The organism is Burkholderia stagnalis, from assembly GCF_039848545.1.
In the GTDB taxonomy this organism is placed as follows: Bacteria; Pseudomonadota; Gammaproteobacteria; order Burkholderiales; family Burkholderiaceae; genus Burkholderia; species Burkholderia stagnalis.
In genome coordinates this window covers 2259876-2276436 of sequence record NZ_CP156686.1, presented here as the reverse complement: position 1 = coordinate 2276436, position 16561 = coordinate 2259876, and the positions used below count along the sequence as shown (strand labels likewise).

Genomic DNA, 16561 nt, shown 5'->3' with positions numbered 1-16561 from the left:
CGCATGCACGACGAAATCGACGGCGGCGCGGAATCGGCCGCGCCGGTCTGGCCTGCGTTCGCCGACCTGATGTCGGTGCTGCTCGGCGCGTTCGTGCTGATCCTGGTCGGCGTGATCGGCATGCAGCTGCAACTCACGTCGAAGCTCGAGGAAGCGGTGCGGCAGCGCCAGCAGGAAGCGCAGCAACGCAAGTCGCTCGAGCAGGCGCTGGCCGGCCCGCTCGCGGCCGGCCGCGTGACGCTCGTGAACGGCCGCATCGGCATCGCCGGCAACGTGCTGTTCGCGCTGAACTCCGACCAGCTGCAGCCCGAGGGCCGCGAGCTGCTGAAGACGCTGGCCGGGCCGCTCGCCGCGTACCTGAAGAACCGCGACGAGATCCTGATGGTCAGCGGCTTCGCCGACGACCAGCAGGTGCACGCCGGCAACCGCCAGTTCGCGGACAACTGGGAGCTGTCCGCGAAGCGCGCGCTGACGGTCACGCGCGCATTCATCGACGCGGGCGTGCCGAGCGCGTCGGTGTTCGCCGCCGCATTCGGCTCGGAGCAGCCGGTCAGCTCGAACGCCGACGATGCGGGGCGCGCGAAGAACCGCCGCGTCGAGATCGCGCCGGTGCCGCGCCGCACGGCGTCGAACGGGGGCCGGCGTGGGCAGTGACGCGACGCAGGCCCGCGCGATGCTCGACGCGTGGCGCGAGCAGGGCGCGGATCGCCTCGACCCGGTGCGGTTTCACCTGATGGACGCGCTGGCGCGTCGCGCGGCCGGCCACGACGGCGACGCGCGGCGCCTGCTCGACGCGCGGCTGGCGACGCTGCTCGCCGGCTATGCCGATATCGTCGAACGTGGTGCGCCGAATGCGGCTGACGTGGGCATTCCGCCCGGCGAGCCTGCGCGCGGCGAACCCGCGCCCGGTGAGCCCGCACGCGGCGCGCTGGCGGCGCTCGTCGCGCAGCTCGCGCGCGATGCGCAGGCGGACCGCGCCGGCATCGATCCGGCCATGATCGAGTTCTTCCGGGAGACGTGGTCGAAGGTCCGCACCGAGAAGCAGTATCGCCAGGCGCTCGACCAGGTGCCGCGCAATGCGGGCCCGCTGAATTCGAGCAGCCTCGTGCACCGCTCGCTGTCGCTGATGCGCGACCTGTCGCCGGGCTATCTTCAGCAGTTCCTGTCGTACGTGGACGCGCTGTCGTGGCTCGAGGATCTGATGGGCGGCGGCGCGCAGGCCGAGAAGGAAGCGCCGCGCGCGAAGGGCGCGAAGAAGGCGGCGCGGGGCAAGACGCGCTAGCGGCACGCATCACGGCCTCCGCGCCGGTGTCGTGCCGTCACGCGGCGGCGGCATTCATTTCTCGTCAATCGACCAATCATGCATGAATGGGGCGATTGAATCTTCCGGGTTATCAAACCGGACTTCAAATGAATCGGTAAATATGACAATCGGGTTGCGTAAAACCCGATTTTGATCGGTATTAATTTAACGGCCGGTTATCAAGACGTCGAAGTCGATTCACGTATATGGGTTGGGCAGGATGACACATCGCTGCGTGACACATGAATGACAGGCATTCATGCGCGGGGGGCCGGCGATTGCCTGACGCATTGCAGCACAACGGCCTGTAGCCAGTGCACGGCCGATCACTGGCGCTGTTTGACGGAGGAGGCTGAACCGCCGAGCGCCACGGTGATTTAAACGAGCGTTACATACTCCGAAATGCTTATGAATTTTCCTCCAATTTGTTATATTTGGCGACGCGCGAGGAACTGAGAGACCCTCGCAGCCGGGCGCATTGCGAATTCGGCAATCGGCCCGCCCGAATAGAATAAAGAGGTTAATCATGAGTTTCGTGGAAGACAGGGGCGCCAGCGGGCTGGCCGGTGGCGCCGTCCCCGCGACGGCGGGCGGCCTGGCGAGCCTGGGCTCGATCGCCGGCATGGCGGGGCAACTCGGCGCACTGACCGGCATGCCGGGCGCGGGGCTGCTCGGCGGCGCGGCAAGCGCCGTCCAGCTCGCACAAACCGGCATGGCGATGCTCGGCAAGACCCCCGAATCGATCGCCGACGCACTCAACAGCGTGACGGGCGGGCGCCCGCAACTGACCCAGGACAACCGCTACGTCACGCTCGACACGCCGCTGGGCCAGGACGTGCTGCTCGTCAACGCCGCCGTGATCGACGAGCACGTCAACCAGTTGCCGGAGATTCACCTCGACCTGCTGTCTCACCGGAACAATATCGGGCCCGAGCAGATCGTCGGCCAGCGCGTGAAGATCGCGCTGGATCCGCAGGGCAAGACTTTCAGCCTGACGAAGATCGTGGCCGCGTCGGCCGAGACTGACGCGCGTCGCTATTTCGACGGCTACGTCGCGTCGTTCGGCCGGGTCGGCAATTCCGGCACGGTCACGCGCTACGAGATGTCGGTCGTGCCGTGGTTCTGGTTCCTCACGCGCTCGACGGACTGCCGGATCTTCCAGAACCTGGCGCCGCAGGACATCCTGCGCGAGATTTTCCAGGAGATGGGGTTCGCGGATTTCGAATTCGACATCCGCAGCGAGCGGCCGCCGCTCGAATACATCGTGATGTACGACGAGTCGTACTACCACTTCTGCACGCGATTGATGGAGCAGGAGGGGCTCGTCTGGACGTTCCGCTTCGAGAAGGACAGGCACGTGCTGGTGATCGGCGACAGCAATTCGCTGTTCCGGCCGATCCCGAATCTCGAGACGATCCCGTACTACGCGGACAGCGCCGCCAGCGAACTGAACGGCATCGACCGGTGGGACGAGGCGTTCAGCTTCCGGGTCGGCAAGATCACGTTCCGCGACTTCAACTACAACCAGCCGTCGTCGAGCCTGATGCATGTCGAGGTGCCGACCGTCAGCCTCAAGCACGACAACATTCAGGGCACCGAACGCTATCAGTACCACTCGCTGTACGACCACGGCGAGGACGGCGAACGCTATGCGCGTTACGCGATGGAAGCCGAAGAAGCGCAGGCGCGGCGCTTCAACGGTGCCGGGTATGCGCGCGGGATGACGACGAACGGCCGGTTCACGCTCGTCAATCACGCTTCGTCCAGCTACAACGACAAGGAATTCGTGATCCTGCGCGTGCGCCACCAGGCGGTGAACGATTACACGCGTCAGGGTGCCGAGCTGCCGTACCACAATACGTTCACGTGCCTGCCGTTCGACATTCCGTTCCGGCCGGAGCGGCGTACGCGCAAGCCGTCCATGCACGGCACGCAGTCGGCGATGGTGGTGGGGCCGAAGGGCGAGGAGATCCATACCGACGGCAGCCGCGTGAAGCTGCATTTCCCGTGGGATCGGCGCGGCAAGCGTGACGGCTCGGATTCGATGTGGGTGCGTGTGTCGCAGCCGTGGGCCGGCAAGGGCTGGGGCGGCGCGGCGATTCCGCGGATCGGGCAGGAAGTGATCGTCGCGTTCAACGAGGGCGATCCGGACAACCCGGTCGTGGTCGGGCGCGTGTTCAACGGTGATTCGGGCAACCCGTATCACGGCAGCGGCGGCCAGACGATGGGGATCAAGAGCCAGACGCACAAGGGCGCCGGCTCGAACGAGCTGCGCTTCTCGGATGCGAACGGCGCGCAAGAGTTCTTCATGCACGCGCAGAAGGACATGAACACGGTCGTCAAGGATAACGAATCGCATACGGTCGAGGGCGGTGCGCGGAAGGTGTCGGTGCTGAAGGGCGATGAAACGAAACACGTCGCGCAGGGCAGCCTGACCGAGACGATCGCGCTGACGCGCTCGTCGACCGCCAACGTGATCAACACCCAGGCGGTGGCGAACGCGGCCGGCCCCGGCACGCAAAGTCACGAAGCGAGCGACGGCATCGAGCACCGGGTCGGCGACAGCGTCGTGACGATGACGAAGGGCAGCATCAAGCTGACGCATGGCGCGTCCACCATCCTCATCGACGCGAGCGGCATCTATATCGACGGGCCGGTCATCCACCTGAACCAAGGGGGCGCGTCTGCGCCGCCGGGCGGGACCGGCGCGGCCGGCGGCGATGCGGCAGCGGCGGCCGGAGCCGCCGGTGCAGGCGCGGCCGCGGCAGGCGGCGCCGCCGCGCCGCAGCAGACCGGCCTGGGCGACGACGTCGACAAGCTCGCGGCGAAATCGCCGGGGCTGCAAGGCGACCTGAAGAAGCTCAAGGACGACGGCTGGAAGTTCAAGTACGGTGCGCCCGGCGGCGGCTCGTTCGCGAATCGCGGGGAGCAGACCGTCACGCTGGACGGCAACCTCAAGGGCAACACGGCGGCAACGACCCAGGCGCTCGCGCACGAGGCCGGGCACGCGACCTATCCGTTCAAGCCCGACTATTCGTCGAAAGCCGCGTACGTCGATGGCACACTGGCGGACGAGGGCGCGGCGACGCTGAACAACATCAAGGCGCAACGCGAAATCCTCGCCAACGGCGGCCAGGACATCGGCATTGCCGGCAACAGCGCCAATCACGCGGCGTACAACAAGGCCTACGACCAGTTCCTGAAGGACGGCAACGCCGACGCGGCGAGACATGCGATCGGCGCGCAATTCGGCAAGGGGGAAATCACGTCAACCACGAAACAACCCTATGCGGAGTATTACGGAGGCTGGTATGACAAGAATTTCCCGCCCAAGAAGTAACTTGCGACGGGTTCTGATGACGCTCGGCGTCGCGGCCTGGCTGGCCGGATGCGGTCAGGCCGATGGAAAAAACGTACAGGATTCACACATGACGCAACCGAAGATGACGCTGTGGCAAGCGATCGACGCGCTGGCACGGCAAGTCCCGTTCTCGAAGTCCGGGATCGAAAACACGCTGTCGACGCGCCTGAGCGAGACCGACGACGAAGGCAGCGACGTGTTCCAGTTCTTCAAGGGCACGCCCGTCAAGCTGACGGACGGCGTGGTCATCGAGAACGTGGACCTGCGCATCAAGCGCCAGGGCGCGCACCCCGGTTTCATGGTGCTGCGTCTCGGCGGCCCGTGTGTCGGACTGGATGCGGTGCGCGGGCACTACGGCGGGCTCGAGATCACCGACGTGCCGCGCGGGCGCTCGCTCGACGAGGCCACGACGCATTCTGCGCGCCTGCCGTGGGGGCAATTGTCGTTCAGTTTCACGGAGCGCAATCCAGGCTGTCTCGCGTCCGTGGCGTTCAAGCCCAAGCAGGGGGAGTGAGCCGGGCGAGGGCGTTTCCGTACCAATGATCCGATGCGCCTGCCGGCAACACCGATCCATTCCTCAAGATTCGTCCGATGACCCGCATGACCGATCCAGACAACCGCATCCGGATTCACGAAGGCAGCATCACGCTGCCCGCCGGCTTCGAGGACCGCACCACCAACGTGTTCGTGCCGGCCGATCCGGCGAACCAGCCGAACCTGAGCGTCGCGCGCGACTGGCTGAAGGACGGCGAGACGCTCGCGCCGTACGTCGACCGGCAACTCGCGCTGCTCAAGTCGCGCCTGCAGGGGCACAAGCTGATCGCACGACAGGCCGAACGGCTCGGCCCGGACGACCGGGCGCTCGCCGGCGAACGCATCGACGCGAGCTACCGCAACGGCGCACGGCTCGTGTACCAGCGGCAGGCGGCCTTCATCGTGGCGCCCGGGCGCGTGCTGATCTTCACGGCCTCGGGCACGCGCACCTTCAACGACGAGATGGACGCGCTATGGCGCGGCTGGCTTGACGACTACCGGCCGGCGGACGAGACCGGCGAGACCGGCGAACCCAGGCCGGCCTGACGAGGGCAGCACATCATGTTCGAGGCCGCACGCGTTACCGATCCGATCGAGCATACGAGCGCGCTGACGGGGTTCCTGATCGGCGCCGTGATCGGCATTGCGCTGATCGCCGCCGTCGCGTTCGCGACCTTCACGTGCGGCTTCGGCGTCGCGCTGCTGGCGGGCCTCGCGGCCGGCGTCGGCGCCAGCGGGATCCTGTCGCTGGGGGAGGCGATCGGCAAGATGTTCACGTCGACGTCCGGCGCGATCGTGTCGGGCTCGCCGAACGTCTTCATCAACGGCCGGCCCGCCGCGTATGCGACGCTGAGCGGCGTCATGTGCGACAAGCACAATCCGGTGCCGCTCGTCGCGCAGGGCTCGACCAACGTCTTCATCAACGGGCGGCCCGCCGCGCGCAAGGATGACAAGATCACGTGCGGCGCGGCGATCGGCGACGGCTCGCACGACACGTTCGTTCACGGCGGCACGCAGACCTACCTGCCGGTGGACGACGAGGTGCCGCCGTGGCTGCGCACCGCGGTCGATTGGGCCTTCGCGCTGGCGGGGCTCGTCGGCGGGCTCGCGGGGCTCGTCAAGGCCGCGGGCGGACTGTCGCGCGCGGTGCTGCCGTGCGCGGCGAAGTTCATCGGCGGCTTCGTGCTCGGCGAAGTCGTCAGCCGCTACGTGGCCGGGCCCGCGATCAACCGCGCGATCGGCGGCCTGTTCGGCAACCCGGTCGACGTGACGACGGGGCGCAAGGTCCTGCTGGCCGACGCGGAAACCGATTACGTGATTCCGAGCCCGCTGCCGGTCCCGATCAAGCGCTTCTACTCGAGCCACCTCGACCAGGTCGGGACGCTCGGCCGCGGCTGGGTGCTGCCGTGGGACCTGCGGCTGCAGGCGCGCGACGGGCGGCTCTGGTACACGGACGCGCAAGGGCGCGAAAGCGGGTTTCCGCTGGTTCGCAGCGGGCAATCGTCGTTCAGCGACAGCGAGCAGCGTTACCTCACCTGCACGCCCGATGGCCGTTATGTGCTGCACGACGTCGGCGAAACATACTGCGATTTCGGGCGGCTCGATCCCGATACGGACCGGATCGCATGGGTGCGCCGCATCGAGGATCAGGCCGGGCAGTGGATGCAGTTCGAGCGCGACAGTCAGGGGCGCGTGCGCGAGATCCTCACCTGCGGCGGCATTCAGGCAGTGCTCGACTACGAGGCCGTCCACGGGCGGCTCGGGACGATCACGCTCGTGCATGGCGACGAACGCCGTCTCGCGGTGGCCTATGGCTACGACGACCACGGGCAGATGGCGTCGGTGACGGACGCCAACGGCGCCGTCGTGCGGCGTTTCACGTATGCCGACGGCTTGATGACGAGCCACGCGAATGCGCTCGGCTTCGTGTCGAGCTACACGTGGGCGACGATCGGCGGGCAGCCGCGGGTCGTCGCGACCCAGACCAGCGAGGGCGAGCGCTGGACCTTCGAATACGACCTCGACGCGCGCGAGAGCCGCGTTCGCCATGCCGACGGACGCTCGGCGCGCTGGCGTTACGACGCGCGCTTCCAGATCGTCGAATGCACGGACCTGGATGGCGCGCAGTACCGGGTCGAATACGACGATGCCGGGATGCCGACCGCGTTCCTGCTGCCGGGCGAACGCAAGGTGACGCTGGAATATGACGAAGCGGGACGCATCGTCGCCGAGACCGATCCGCTCGGGCGTACGACGCGCACGCGGTATGACGGCAACAGCCTGCGGCCGGTGGAAGTCACCGCGCCGGACGGCGGCGTCTGGCAGGCGGAATACGATCGCCAGGGGCGTCTCGTGCTCGGCCGCGATCCGCTCGGCCGGACCAACCGGTACACGTATCCCGACGGACTGACGTCGCAGCCCGACGCGCATGTCGATGCGCGCGGCGGGCGGAAGGTGCTGGCGTGGAACCGGCTGGGCCAGTTGATTGCATATACGGATTGCTCGGGGAAGACGACGCGTTACGCATTCGATGCATTCGGATTGCCGGTCGAGACGGTCAACGCACTGGGGCAGCGCGTCGCGTATGCGATGCGCCCGACCGGCGAGCCGGTGCGTATCGCCTATCCCGACGGCAGCGAGGAATCCTTCGAATACGATGCGGCGGGGCTCCTCGTGCGGCAGGTCGGGCCGGGCGGACGCATCCGGCAGTGGCGTCGCAATGCGCGTGGCCAGTTGTGCGAAGCGATCGACCCGGCCGGGCGCAGGTTGCAGTATCGCTACGATGCGGAAGGGCGCCTGTTCGAGTTGCTGAACGAGCATGCCCGCTATGCATTCGCTCATGACGCGGGCGGGCGACTCGCGTCCGAAACGCGGCCGGACGGCGTGACGCGGCGCTTCGCGTACGACGACGCGGGCGGGCTGCGGGAATTGACGATCGTCGGCGCGGCCGACCCGGCGAATCGTCGCGACGCGGGCCCGGTGCGGGTGATCCGCTTCGAGCGCGATCCGATGGGGAACCTGACGGCGCAGCACACGCCGACCGACGTGACCCGCTATGAGCGCGATGCGGGAGACCGGCTGCTGGCGGTCGAGCGGGCGCCGACGGACGCGGGTGCGGCGCTCGGCATCGGGCCGGATGTGGTCCGGTTCGAATACGACAAGGGCGGCCGGCTGATTGCCGAGCATGGCGTGAACGGCGCGGTCGGGTATGGGCTCGACGAGCTGGACAACGTGTCGACGCTGTCGCTGCCGCATGCGCAGACGCTGCAGATGCTGCGCTACGGTTCCGGGCACGTGCATCAGATTCGCTGCGGCGACCAGGTGGTCAGCGATTTCGAACGGGACGACCTGCATCGCGAGATCTCGCGGACGCAAGGGCGCCTGATGGAACGGTCGGGTTATGACTTGCTGGGGCGCAAGCTGTGGCAGGCGGCGGGCATGTCGCCGGAAACGACCGGGCGGATGCGCGGGCAGTTGTGGCGCAACTACGGCTACGACGCGGCCGGCGAACTGACGGAGATGCACGATAGTCTGCGGGGCAGCACGCAGTATGGCTACGATGCGGCGGGGCAATTGGTGCGTCAGTACCGCGCGGCGGACCGGCATCTCGAGGAATTTGCGTGGGACGCGGCCGGCAACCTGCTGGATGACCGGCAACGCCTCAGCCGCGGCTATGTGGAAGGCAACCGGCTGCGGATGTGGCAGGACTTGCGGTTCGCCTATGACGCGTTCGGCAACCTGGCGACGAAGCAGCAGGGGCCGAACCGGACGCAGCGCTTCAGCTACGACGGGCAGGACCGGTTGATCGCCGTCCGCACGGAAGATGCGCGTGGCGCGGTCGAGGCGCGGTTCGAGTACGACCCGCTCGGAAGGCGGACGGCGAAGAGCGAGACGTATTTCGATGTCCGGGGCGTCGAACTCCGCAAGGCGCGCAAGCGCTTCGTGTGGGAGGGGCTGCGGCTCGCGCAGGAGATTCGCGAGACGGGCGTCAGCAGCTATGCGTATAGCCCGGATGCGCCGTATTCGCCGGTTGCGCGCGTCGACGCGGTGATCGCGGATGCGGTGGCGGCCGTCGCGATCGAGCAGGCGAGGCATGCGGCGCGGATTTACCACTTCCATACGGATCTGGTGGGGGCGCCGCTGGAGGTGACGGACGAGGCGGGACAGGTTGCGTGGGCCGGGCGGTATGCGGCGTGGGGGAAGGTCGAGGCAGGCGATCGGGAACTGGTGGCGCCGCGCACCGAGCAGCCGCTGAGGTATGCGGGGCAGTATGCGGACGACAGTACCGGGCTGCATTACAACACGTTCCGGTTTTACGATCCGGACGTGGGGCGGTTCGTCAATCAGGATCCGATTGGGGTGCTGGGGGGCGAGAATCTTTACTCGTATGCGCCCAATTCAGTGCGGTGGTCCGATCCGGTCGGGTGGTTTTGCGGTGCATCCCAAAAACACCATCCTATTCCCAAGTTCCTGGGTGGTAACGAAAAGCAAAACCTCATCGCTCTCGCGAAAGATCCGCACGTCGACTTTCATGGAGCCTTGAACAAGCGTCTTATGGATTTGTTCGGGATGCGAGGCGGAGGTCGAGGAGGGGGAGCCGCAGATTGGGCGGTTGAAATGGCCAACACGCCGGGAATGCAAAAGGAAGCATTGGATGCGGTGCTTGATGCGGCTCGTTCGGTTGATGCCACGCATGGTACGAATTTGACGAGTGCGGTGTGGGAAAATATTGTTAACGGAAATTTCAAGGTTTACCCATGAGGAAGCGAGAGTTATATCACCTTTATTATTCTGGAATGGATCGATATGATTTCGATCAGGACTGGCTGAATCGCAATGCTGAAATTTTTTGCGGGAGTTGTCGTAGGTTAAAGATATTTGATCGTGAGATTGATGTCAGGCTGGATCGAAAAATATCGGGTAAGCCCGACATGCTGTTTGCCGGCTACTTGCCGGTTCCGGGTATTGCGTCAGATCGGCTTATAGGTTTGCTTGGGAGCGAGGGGCGTCGCTTTTTGAATGTGGGAAGGGTGATTTCCGTTGAGGGTGGGGTGGAGTTCGAGCAGCCCTATAAGTCGTTTTCAGGAAAGTATGGATATGTAACGTTGAGAGGGAAAAAGCCAAGTATTTTCAAAGGTGTTCCTTTCCCTGAAAATGAGCGGCTTGTTGTTTGCAATGAATGTGGTTTTGAGTCAAGGCGTGAGAGGGCGCCATGGTTTTTGCTGGAATCGGAATGCCCTGATGCGCCAATTTCTTGTACCGGCTTGGGGATTTTGATCGACGAGAATATCTATAAGGAAGTTGAAGGGGTGAAGCTGAAGGATGTTCTGGTCCAGAGTGTGGAGATACTGTGAGGAAAATCCGGTATTTGATCATGCTGATGGCCAAATTGAAGATTTTCCCGGTGGGTTCGAATTGATGTGCCGTGACAGGCGAGCCGGGATGGCGACCCTGCATTTCATTCTTCCCCCGGGATTGTGACAACGCCCTTGGCGTGACACATCAACGACCATCCGCCCGTACGTCCCGTTTCGATCCCGATTGCATTTCTCCCTCCGGCAAGGCCGGCCAGCATGTGTTCATATAGGCATTTCAATCGCACGCTGGCGTTGTCCTGTCTGTCCTCCATGTCGCCGCGGCGAAATCTTCCACTGTTCACCCGCTTCCCGGCAGTAGGCGGCGCGTATGCAGTGCACCGTGTCAGGCTGGATCGAAAAATATCGGGTAAGCCTGACATGCTGTTTGCCGGCTACTTGCCGGTTCCGGGTAATGCATCAGATCGGCTCATAGGTTTGCTTGGGAGCGAGGGGCGTCACTTTTTGAATGTTGGAAGGGTGATTTCCATTGAGAGTGGAGTTAGAGCAGCCCTATAAGTGGTTTTCACGCAAATATGGATATAAGTTTAAGTTTCGATAAACGGAGCCTGTCCGAAACTTTCCGCGTTTTTGCGGGCGAGGTGAAGTGATACGTGTGCGCCCAAAGCCGGTACACGCAGGGTCATATCGATTCACGCGCGTCATCCACGGGCCACGCCGGCCAGCGCTTGCGCGCGTGCGCATCCCGATCCTCGGCCGGCGCAGGCGCATCGCTCATCCCCGCCACGGCCGCGAAGTCCGCCACCGTCCACCCGGTGCCGAGCAACAGACGCCGCGTATGCAGCGCACCGTGCACGTCATCGGGCACGCACTCGCCCAGATACCGCAGCGCCCGCCCTTCGACATCGACGAACCCGTGCAGATAATCGTGCGCGAGCATCGTCCACAGCCACGCCGCGCCGTGCGATTGCCGCGCACCGCTGATCAGGCACAGGCCCGCGTCGAGCCCCCAGCGGTACAACGTGCTCGCGAGGCCGCGCCTTTGGTACGCGATACGAAACTTGGAATGCGGCGCGCGCAGGTAGCGATCCGCGCGGCGAGGGATTTCGGGCAGCCGGTTGAACACCGTATAGCCGGCGAGCTGCCGGGCCGCCGGATCCTCGACGTAAAGAAAGTATTCGCCGTCCGCCTCGCGGTGGCGGACGATCAGCCCGGACGCGCCGAGCGTGACGGCGGGCAGGCCATGCAGGCGGTGGCCCGGTTGATGGAGACGCGCGTGGAGCGTGTCGAGTTCATCGTCGATGGTGTGCTGGCAGTGCTGTACGTCGATACGCATGGCAAAGGAAGGCCGTGTCGGGCGAGTCGAATGAATGGGTCATGGCGATGGGAAATGAAGAACGCGGCCCCGTGGCTCGACGCGCGAGCCGGGGCCGCCAATCAGCTGGGGATGTGCTGGAAACCGGCGGCGATCGCGGCGAGGCCCGCGATGCAGAGAGCGATCAGGATCAGGACTTTGTGTATCACGCCTCTTCCCTCATGAATGCGCGGCGCCGACGGGCGGCGTCGCGGAGACGGTGAACGGCGGGCCGAAGCCCGCGCGGCCGTCGTCGTGGACGACGTTCGGGTGACCGTGGCGGGGCTGGCGTCAGGTGGCCCGGCGAGCCGCCGCGCTTGCGGACGGAACGCACCATACGCGGTTGCGGCCGAGTCGGCAATCCGATCGGGCGGGAAAGGCGTCAATTCGCTTCGTTTCGCGACAATAGGCCGCAAGTTTGGCTAATTTAGAGATAACTGGCGACCCATCAGGCCGCCCGCGGCTGCCCGAACACCCGCCGCACCCGTGCGAACAACCCGTGCTCGGCGATCCACGCGGCATACGCGCGATAGTCCGGGTCGCGCATCAGGTGGCGCTCCTCGGTTTTCGCGCGCAGGTAGTAGATCAGGTTCACTGCGGCGAGCGCCGAGCAATGCGCGAGCGCGATCTGCCAGCCGAGCGGCTCGACGAACGGCACCGAGACCATCCAGTACGACAGGTTCTTCGTGATGTACGCCGGATGCTTCGTGAAGCGGTACGGGCCGGACGTGATGATCCCGCGGTTGGTCAGGTTCGAGAAGCGCAGGCCGAACGAGATCGTCGACAGCGCGTAGCACAGCAGCAGCGCGATGATCGTCGCGCCCCAGATCACGCGGATCACCGGCGCGGAGAGCAGCCAGTTGTCCCAGAACAGCGAGCCTTCGTAGCGGATGTAGTTGCTGGAGATCAGCGACCAGAACGGCTGGTAGCAGATCAGCGCGGCGAGCCAGCCGAGCGTGGTCGGCTCGACGGTGCGCACGTGGCTGTCGAGGAGGCGGAACGTGCACAGGTAGCCGACGGTGCCGAACATCAGGTCCATCGTGAACGACAGGTCGTACATGAACACGAACAGCGCGAGCGACATCGGCGCGTGCATCGCGTTCGCGAGCGACGCGCTCAGGTGATCGGCGTCCTTCGACAGGTAGACCGTCATCAGCGGCAGGAAGAACGCCTTCACCATCCAGCCGGCGAGCATCTCGCGCACCGGCTGCCAGCTCGCGGGCCGCTCGCCGCGGAACAGGAAGCGCCCCCACAGCAGGTACGCGTCGTCGGTTTCGCGTTGATGGCGATCCATCCACGCGAAGTAGAACGGCGCGGCGGCGATCACGTACGGCGCGAGCGAGCGCAGCAGCGACCAGAACGGCTGGTAGAACGCGCCGTGATACTCGGGCAGCAGCCAGTACAGCATGCCGATGCCCGCGTAGACCGACGCGAGCGCGGCGAGCCGCACCGCGACGCGGGCGATGCCGAGCGGCCGCACGGCCTGTCGCGACAGCCCGGCGCTCGGGCGCAGGTGGACGCGCGAGATGAGGAGTTCGTGCAGCGCGATCGTGCCGATGATCGCGAGGCTCGCGATCACCGCGCGCGTGGCGCCGTCGAGCGCGGGCTGGTCGCGCGTGATCCACAGCGCGAACAGGCCGGCCGCGATGCCGAGCAGGCCGGCGCGGAGCGGGGTGGCGGAGCGGGGCGGCCGGTCTTGGACGGCTGCGATGCCTTCGAGCGTCGAGTTCATGTGATCCTCGTATGGATGAGGCCGGCGTCGCCGTGGCGGCGGCGCCGGCGGGCGGCCGGGCGTGGAGTTGTTGTGTGCCCGGCCGCCTTGCGCTGCGGGTCGATTACTTCTTGACGGTGCCGCCGAGCAGGCCGCCGACCAGGTTCGTCACCGGCGCGAGCAGGTTGGCCGCCCCTGCCGTGCCGCCGCTCGAGCTGCCGGTCAGGCCGCTCGTGACGGTGCCGCCGCCGCTGCTGCCCGGCGTCGTCACCGTGCCGCCGGTCACGCCGCTCGGGCTGCCCGTGACGGCTGCGCCCGTGGTGCCGAGCGGCGACGTCAGCGCGCCGGCGAGCGTGCCGACCGGGCCGCTCGTCAATGCGCCGCCGAGGGTGCCCGTCGTGCTGCCGCCCGGTGTCGTGACCGTGCCGGTAAGGCTCGCGCCGAGCGGCGTCAGCGAATTGACGAGGTTCGTGACGGGCGCGAGCAGGCCGCCTGCGCCGGTGCCGCTGGTGCCGCCCGTTGCGCCGCCGAGCGAGCCGAGCAGGTTCGTGACGGGGGCGAGCGGGCCGCTGCCGCCGCTGCTGGTGCCGCTCGTTCCGCCCGAGCCGCTGCTGCTGCCGCCGATCGAACCGAGCGAGCCGAGCAGGTTCGTGACCGGTGCGAGCGGGCCGCTGCCGCTGCTGCTGGTGCCGCTCGTTCCGCCTGAGCCGCTGCTGCTGCCGCCGATCGAACCGAGCGAGCCGAGCAGGTTCGTGACCGGCGCGAGCGGGCCGCCGCTGGTGCTGCCGCTGGTCCCGCTGGTGCCGCCGGAACCGCTGCTGGAACTGCCGGTCGTGCCGCCGAGCAGGCCGCCGACGCTCGTGACCGTGTTGCCGAGCTGCGTCACGACGCTGCCGAGATCGGCGCCGGCCGGATTGCCGGTCGCGCCGCCGATCTGCGAGCCGGCCGTGCCGAGGCCGTTGCCGACCGTGGTCAGCAGGTTGCCGACCGGCGTGCCGAGGCCGGTGGCCGAGCCGGCGTTCTGCGTCGTGCCGGGCGTCTGCACGCCGCCGGTCAGCGTGTTCGTGATCGGGTTGATCAGGCTGCCGGCCTGCGTCTCGAGCTGCTGGATCGGCGTGGTGTTCAGCGTCGTGTTCAGGCCGGACGCGGCGGTGTTGATCACGCTGCCGACCGTGTTCACGAGGCTGCCGACGGTCGTCGTCACCGGTGCGAGCGGCGACAGCGGGCCGCTGCCGAGGCTCGTCACCGCGTTGCCGAGGTTGTTGACGGCGGCGCCGGTGCCGCTCAGCAGGCCGGTGGTCGACGTGACCGTCGGGCCGAGCGGGTTGGCCGACACGCCGATCGAGCCGAGGCCGGCCGCGATGCCGTTGCCGAGCGACTGGACGCCGTTGCCGAGGCTCGTGACCGCATTGCCGACGCTGGTGGCTGCCGGGTTGCTGGATACGCCGCCGACTTGTGCGCCGCCGTTCGCGACCGTCGTGCCGAGCGATGTGACGAGGTTGCCGGTCTGCTGGAGGATGTTGCCGAGCGGGGTGGCGCCGGAGGTGCCGGAGGAAGTACCGGAAGACGTGCCCGACGAAGTGCCCGACGAAGTGCCCGAGGAAGTACCGGAAGACGTACCGGACGAGGTACCTGAAGACGTACCGGACGAAGTACCCGAGGACGTGCCGGACGAAGTACCCGAAGACGTACCGGAGGACGTGCCCGACGAGGTACCCGAAGAAGTACCGGAGGACGTACCCGACGAGGTACCCGAAGAAGTACCGGAGGACGTGCCCGACGAGGTACCCGAAGAAGTACCGGAGGACGTACCCGACGAGGTACCCGAAGAAGTACCGGAGGACGTGCCCGACGAGGTACCCGAAGAAGTACCGGAGGACGTACCCGACGAGGTGCCCGAAGAAGTACCGGAGGACGTGCCCGACGAGGTACCCGAAGACGTGCCGGAGGACGTGCCCGACGACGTCCCGGAGGATGTACCCGAAGACGACCCCGAACTCCCCGAACTCCCCGAACTCCCCGACGACCCCGATGTACCTGATGCCCCCGATGTCCCCGACGTCGTCGGCTTGAGCGTGCTCGGCGTGGACGGTCCGTCGACCGAACTGCAGCCGTACAGCGCGAGCAGTGACGTGATGGCGAGTGAGAGCGTCGTTTTTGTGAAGTAATTCTGCATATTGGCCTCGACAATTGATGTTTGTCCGGGCCAGAACTGCAATTTCCGCGCCACCCGCGCCGGCGCGGAGCGTCGCCATTTAGCGTTGCAGAATGTGCGACGTTCGCTGCGTTTTGTTCTGAGTAATTGTGTTTTTGCTCGACGACGGCACGATGTACGGCGAGATGTTCCCGTCAGGCCCGTAACGCGCACGGAAAACGTTACGTAGCGCCGGCGCGCCGCCCCGTGCGCGCGTTCACAACCTTACTGGCGAGCATGCCGCGCCGGCCGGACCGAGTCCCGCGTCTTTGACGAATCGCCCGCGCGCCGCGAACATCACGTGAACGCGCGGGCCGGCCCCGTGGCGGCAATCGAACCGACAGGACAGGGACATGAGCGAACACGACAGGGAGCAGGGCAAGGCGCGCCGCATCGACGTGATGGGCGAGGCGTTCGTCGAACGGGCGATGCGCGATCTCGACGGATTCTCGCGGCCGCTGCAGGACTGGCTGAACGAGCACGCATGGGGCAGCACCTGGCAGCGCGGCGGGATCGACCTGAAGACGCGCAGCCTCTGCACGTGCGCGATGCTGGCAGCGCTCGGCCGCGGCAACGAACTGAAGGGCCATGTGCGCGGCGCGCTCAACAATGGCGCGAGCCTCGTCGAGATTCGCGAGGTGCTGCTGCACAGCGCGCTGTACGCGGGCGCGCCTGCGGCGGTCGAGGCGTTCCGCAACGCGCGCGAGGTGCTGGCGGAGCTCGGCCTGACGCTGCCCGACGACGAAGGCTGAGCGCGGCGGCGCCGTGGCCGGCCGCCGCGCCGGGGCG

General features: G+C 66.5%; 12 protein-coding genes. 9 read left to right on the top strand and 3 right to left on the bottom strand.

All coding sequences use genetic code 11. The features are described 5' to 3' along the window. The first annotated feature begins 3 nt into the window (after window positions 1-3). From ABFO07_RS26815 to ABFO07_RS26785, 7 genes are all read left to right on the top strand, one after another. Complete coding sequence (locus ABFO07_RS26815; protein ID WP_059564078.1) at window positions 4-654, top strand: OmpA family protein; 651 nt, start codon at window positions 4-6, stop codon at window positions 652-654. Beyond that, complete coding sequence (locus ABFO07_RS26810) at window positions 644-1282, top strand: DUF2894 domain-containing protein (RefSeq protein ID WP_155635994.1); 639 nt, start codon at window positions 644-646, stop codon at window positions 1280-1282. The genes ABFO07_RS26815 and ABFO07_RS26810 overlap by 11 nt, the downstream gene beginning before the upstream one ends. 547 nt (window positions 1283-1829) lie before the next feature. Next, a complete protein-coding gene (locus tag ABFO07_RS26805; protein ID WP_347468886.1) occupies window positions 1830-4643 on the top strand; it encodes a type VI secretion system Vgr family protein in 2814 nt (937 codons plus the stop codon). Between the two features lie 88 nt (window positions 4644-4731). Further along, window positions 4732-5178, top strand: a complete 447-nt coding sequence (locus ABFO07_RS26800) for a hypothetical protein (RefSeq protein ID WP_059886457.1) — start codon at window positions 4732-4734, stop codon at window positions 5176-5178. A gap of 86 nt (window positions 5179-5264) precedes the next feature. Further along, window positions 5265-5744 carry a DUF1795 domain-containing protein gene (locus ABFO07_RS26795; RefSeq protein ID WP_059890245.1) on the top strand — a complete coding sequence of 160 codons (480 nt, stop codon included), beginning with the start codon at window positions 5265-5267 and terminating at the stop codon, window positions 5742-5744. A 15-nt stretch (window positions 5745-5759) separates the two neighbouring features. Then, entirely contained in the window at window positions 5760-9959 is a 4200-nt protein-coding gene (locus ABFO07_RS26790; RefSeq protein ID WP_230962941.1) for an RHS repeat-associated core domain-containing protein, read from the top strand. Continuing rightward, a complete protein-coding gene (locus ABFO07_RS26785; protein WP_155628626.1) occupies window positions 9956-10552 on the top strand; it encodes a hypothetical protein in 597 nt (198 codons plus the stop codon). The genes ABFO07_RS26790 and ABFO07_RS26785 overlap by 4 nt, the downstream gene beginning before the upstream one ends. Window positions 10553-11195: 643 nt before the next feature. On the opposite strand, the gene ABFO07_RS26780 is transcribed toward ABFO07_RS26785, so the two are convergent. From ABFO07_RS26780 to ABFO07_RS26770, 3 genes are all read right to left on the bottom strand, one after another. Next, complete coding sequence (locus ABFO07_RS26780; RefSeq protein WP_347468884.1) at window positions 11196-11849, bottom strand: histone acetyltransferase; 654 nt, start codon at window positions 11847-11849, stop codon at window positions 11196-11198. Between the two features lie 466 nt (window positions 11850-12315). After that, entirely contained in the window at window positions 12316-13599 is a 1284-nt protein-coding gene (locus ABFO07_RS26775) for an isoprenylcysteine carboxylmethyltransferase family protein (protein ID WP_347468883.1), read from the bottom strand. 103 nt (window positions 13600-13702) lie between these two features. After that, window positions 13703-15097, bottom strand: coding sequence for a collagen-like triple helix repeat-containing protein (locus ABFO07_RS26770; protein ID WP_347469697.1), 1395 nt, complete (start codon window positions 15095-15097; stop codon window positions 13703-13705). Between ABFO07_RS26770 and ABFO07_RS26765 the strand changes: the two genes are divergently transcribed. Together ABFO07_RS26765 and ABFO07_RS26760 are read left to right on the top strand one after the other, a co-directional pair. Continuing rightward, window positions 14979-15746 (top strand): highly repetitive protein, encoded by a 768-nt coding sequence (locus tag ABFO07_RS26765; RefSeq protein ID WP_347469696.1) that lies wholly within the window; start codon window positions 14979-14981, stop codon window positions 15744-15746. The genes ABFO07_RS26770 and ABFO07_RS26765 overlap by 119 nt on opposite strands. 379 nt (window positions 15747-16125) lie before the next feature. Then, window positions 16126-16524 carry a carboxymuconolactone decarboxylase family protein gene (locus ABFO07_RS26760; protein WP_059886436.1) on the top strand — a complete coding sequence of 133 codons (399 nt, stop codon included), beginning with the start codon at window positions 16126-16128 and terminating at the stop codon, window positions 16522-16524. Window positions 16525-16561: the final 37 nt, after the last annotated feature.

What these genes read in the sequence shown, in the direction of transcription:
- ABFO07_RS26805 (WP_347468886.1), top strand. Translation starts at nt 1,830, where the DNA reads ATGAGTTTCGTGGAAGACAGGGGCGCCAGCGGGCTGGCCGGTGGCGCC.
- ABFO07_RS26785 (WP_155628626.1), top strand. Translation starts at nt 9,956, where the DNA reads ATGAGGAAGCGAGAGTTATATCACCTTTATTATTCTGGAATGGATCGA.
- ABFO07_RS26790 (WP_230962941.1), top strand. Translation starts at nt 5,760, where the DNA reads ATGTTCGAGGCCGCACGCGTTACCGATCCGATCGAGCATACGAGCGCG.
- ABFO07_RS26795 (WP_059890245.1), top strand. Translation starts at nt 5,265, where the DNA reads ATGACCGATCCAGACAACCGCATCCGGATTCACGAAGGCAGCATCACG.
- ABFO07_RS26775 (WP_347468883.1), bottom strand. Translation starts at nt 13,599, where the DNA reads ATGAACTCGACGCTCGAAGGCATCGCAGCCGTCCAAGACCGGCCGCCC.
- ABFO07_RS26780 (WP_347468884.1), bottom strand. Translation starts at nt 11,849, where the DNA reads ATGCGTATCGACGTACAGCACTGCCAGCACACCATCGACGATGAACTC.
- ABFO07_RS26815 (WP_059564078.1), top strand. Translation starts at nt 4, where the DNA reads ATGCACGACGAAATCGACGGCGGCGCGGAATCGGCCGCGCCGGTCTGG.
- ABFO07_RS26760 (WP_059886436.1), top strand. Translation starts at nt 16,126, where the DNA reads ATGAGCGAACACGACAGGGAGCAGGGCAAGGCGCGCCGCATCGACGTG.
- ABFO07_RS26800 (WP_059886457.1), top strand. Translation starts at nt 4,732, where the DNA reads ATGACGCAACCGAAGATGACGCTGTGGCAAGCGATCGACGCGCTGGCA.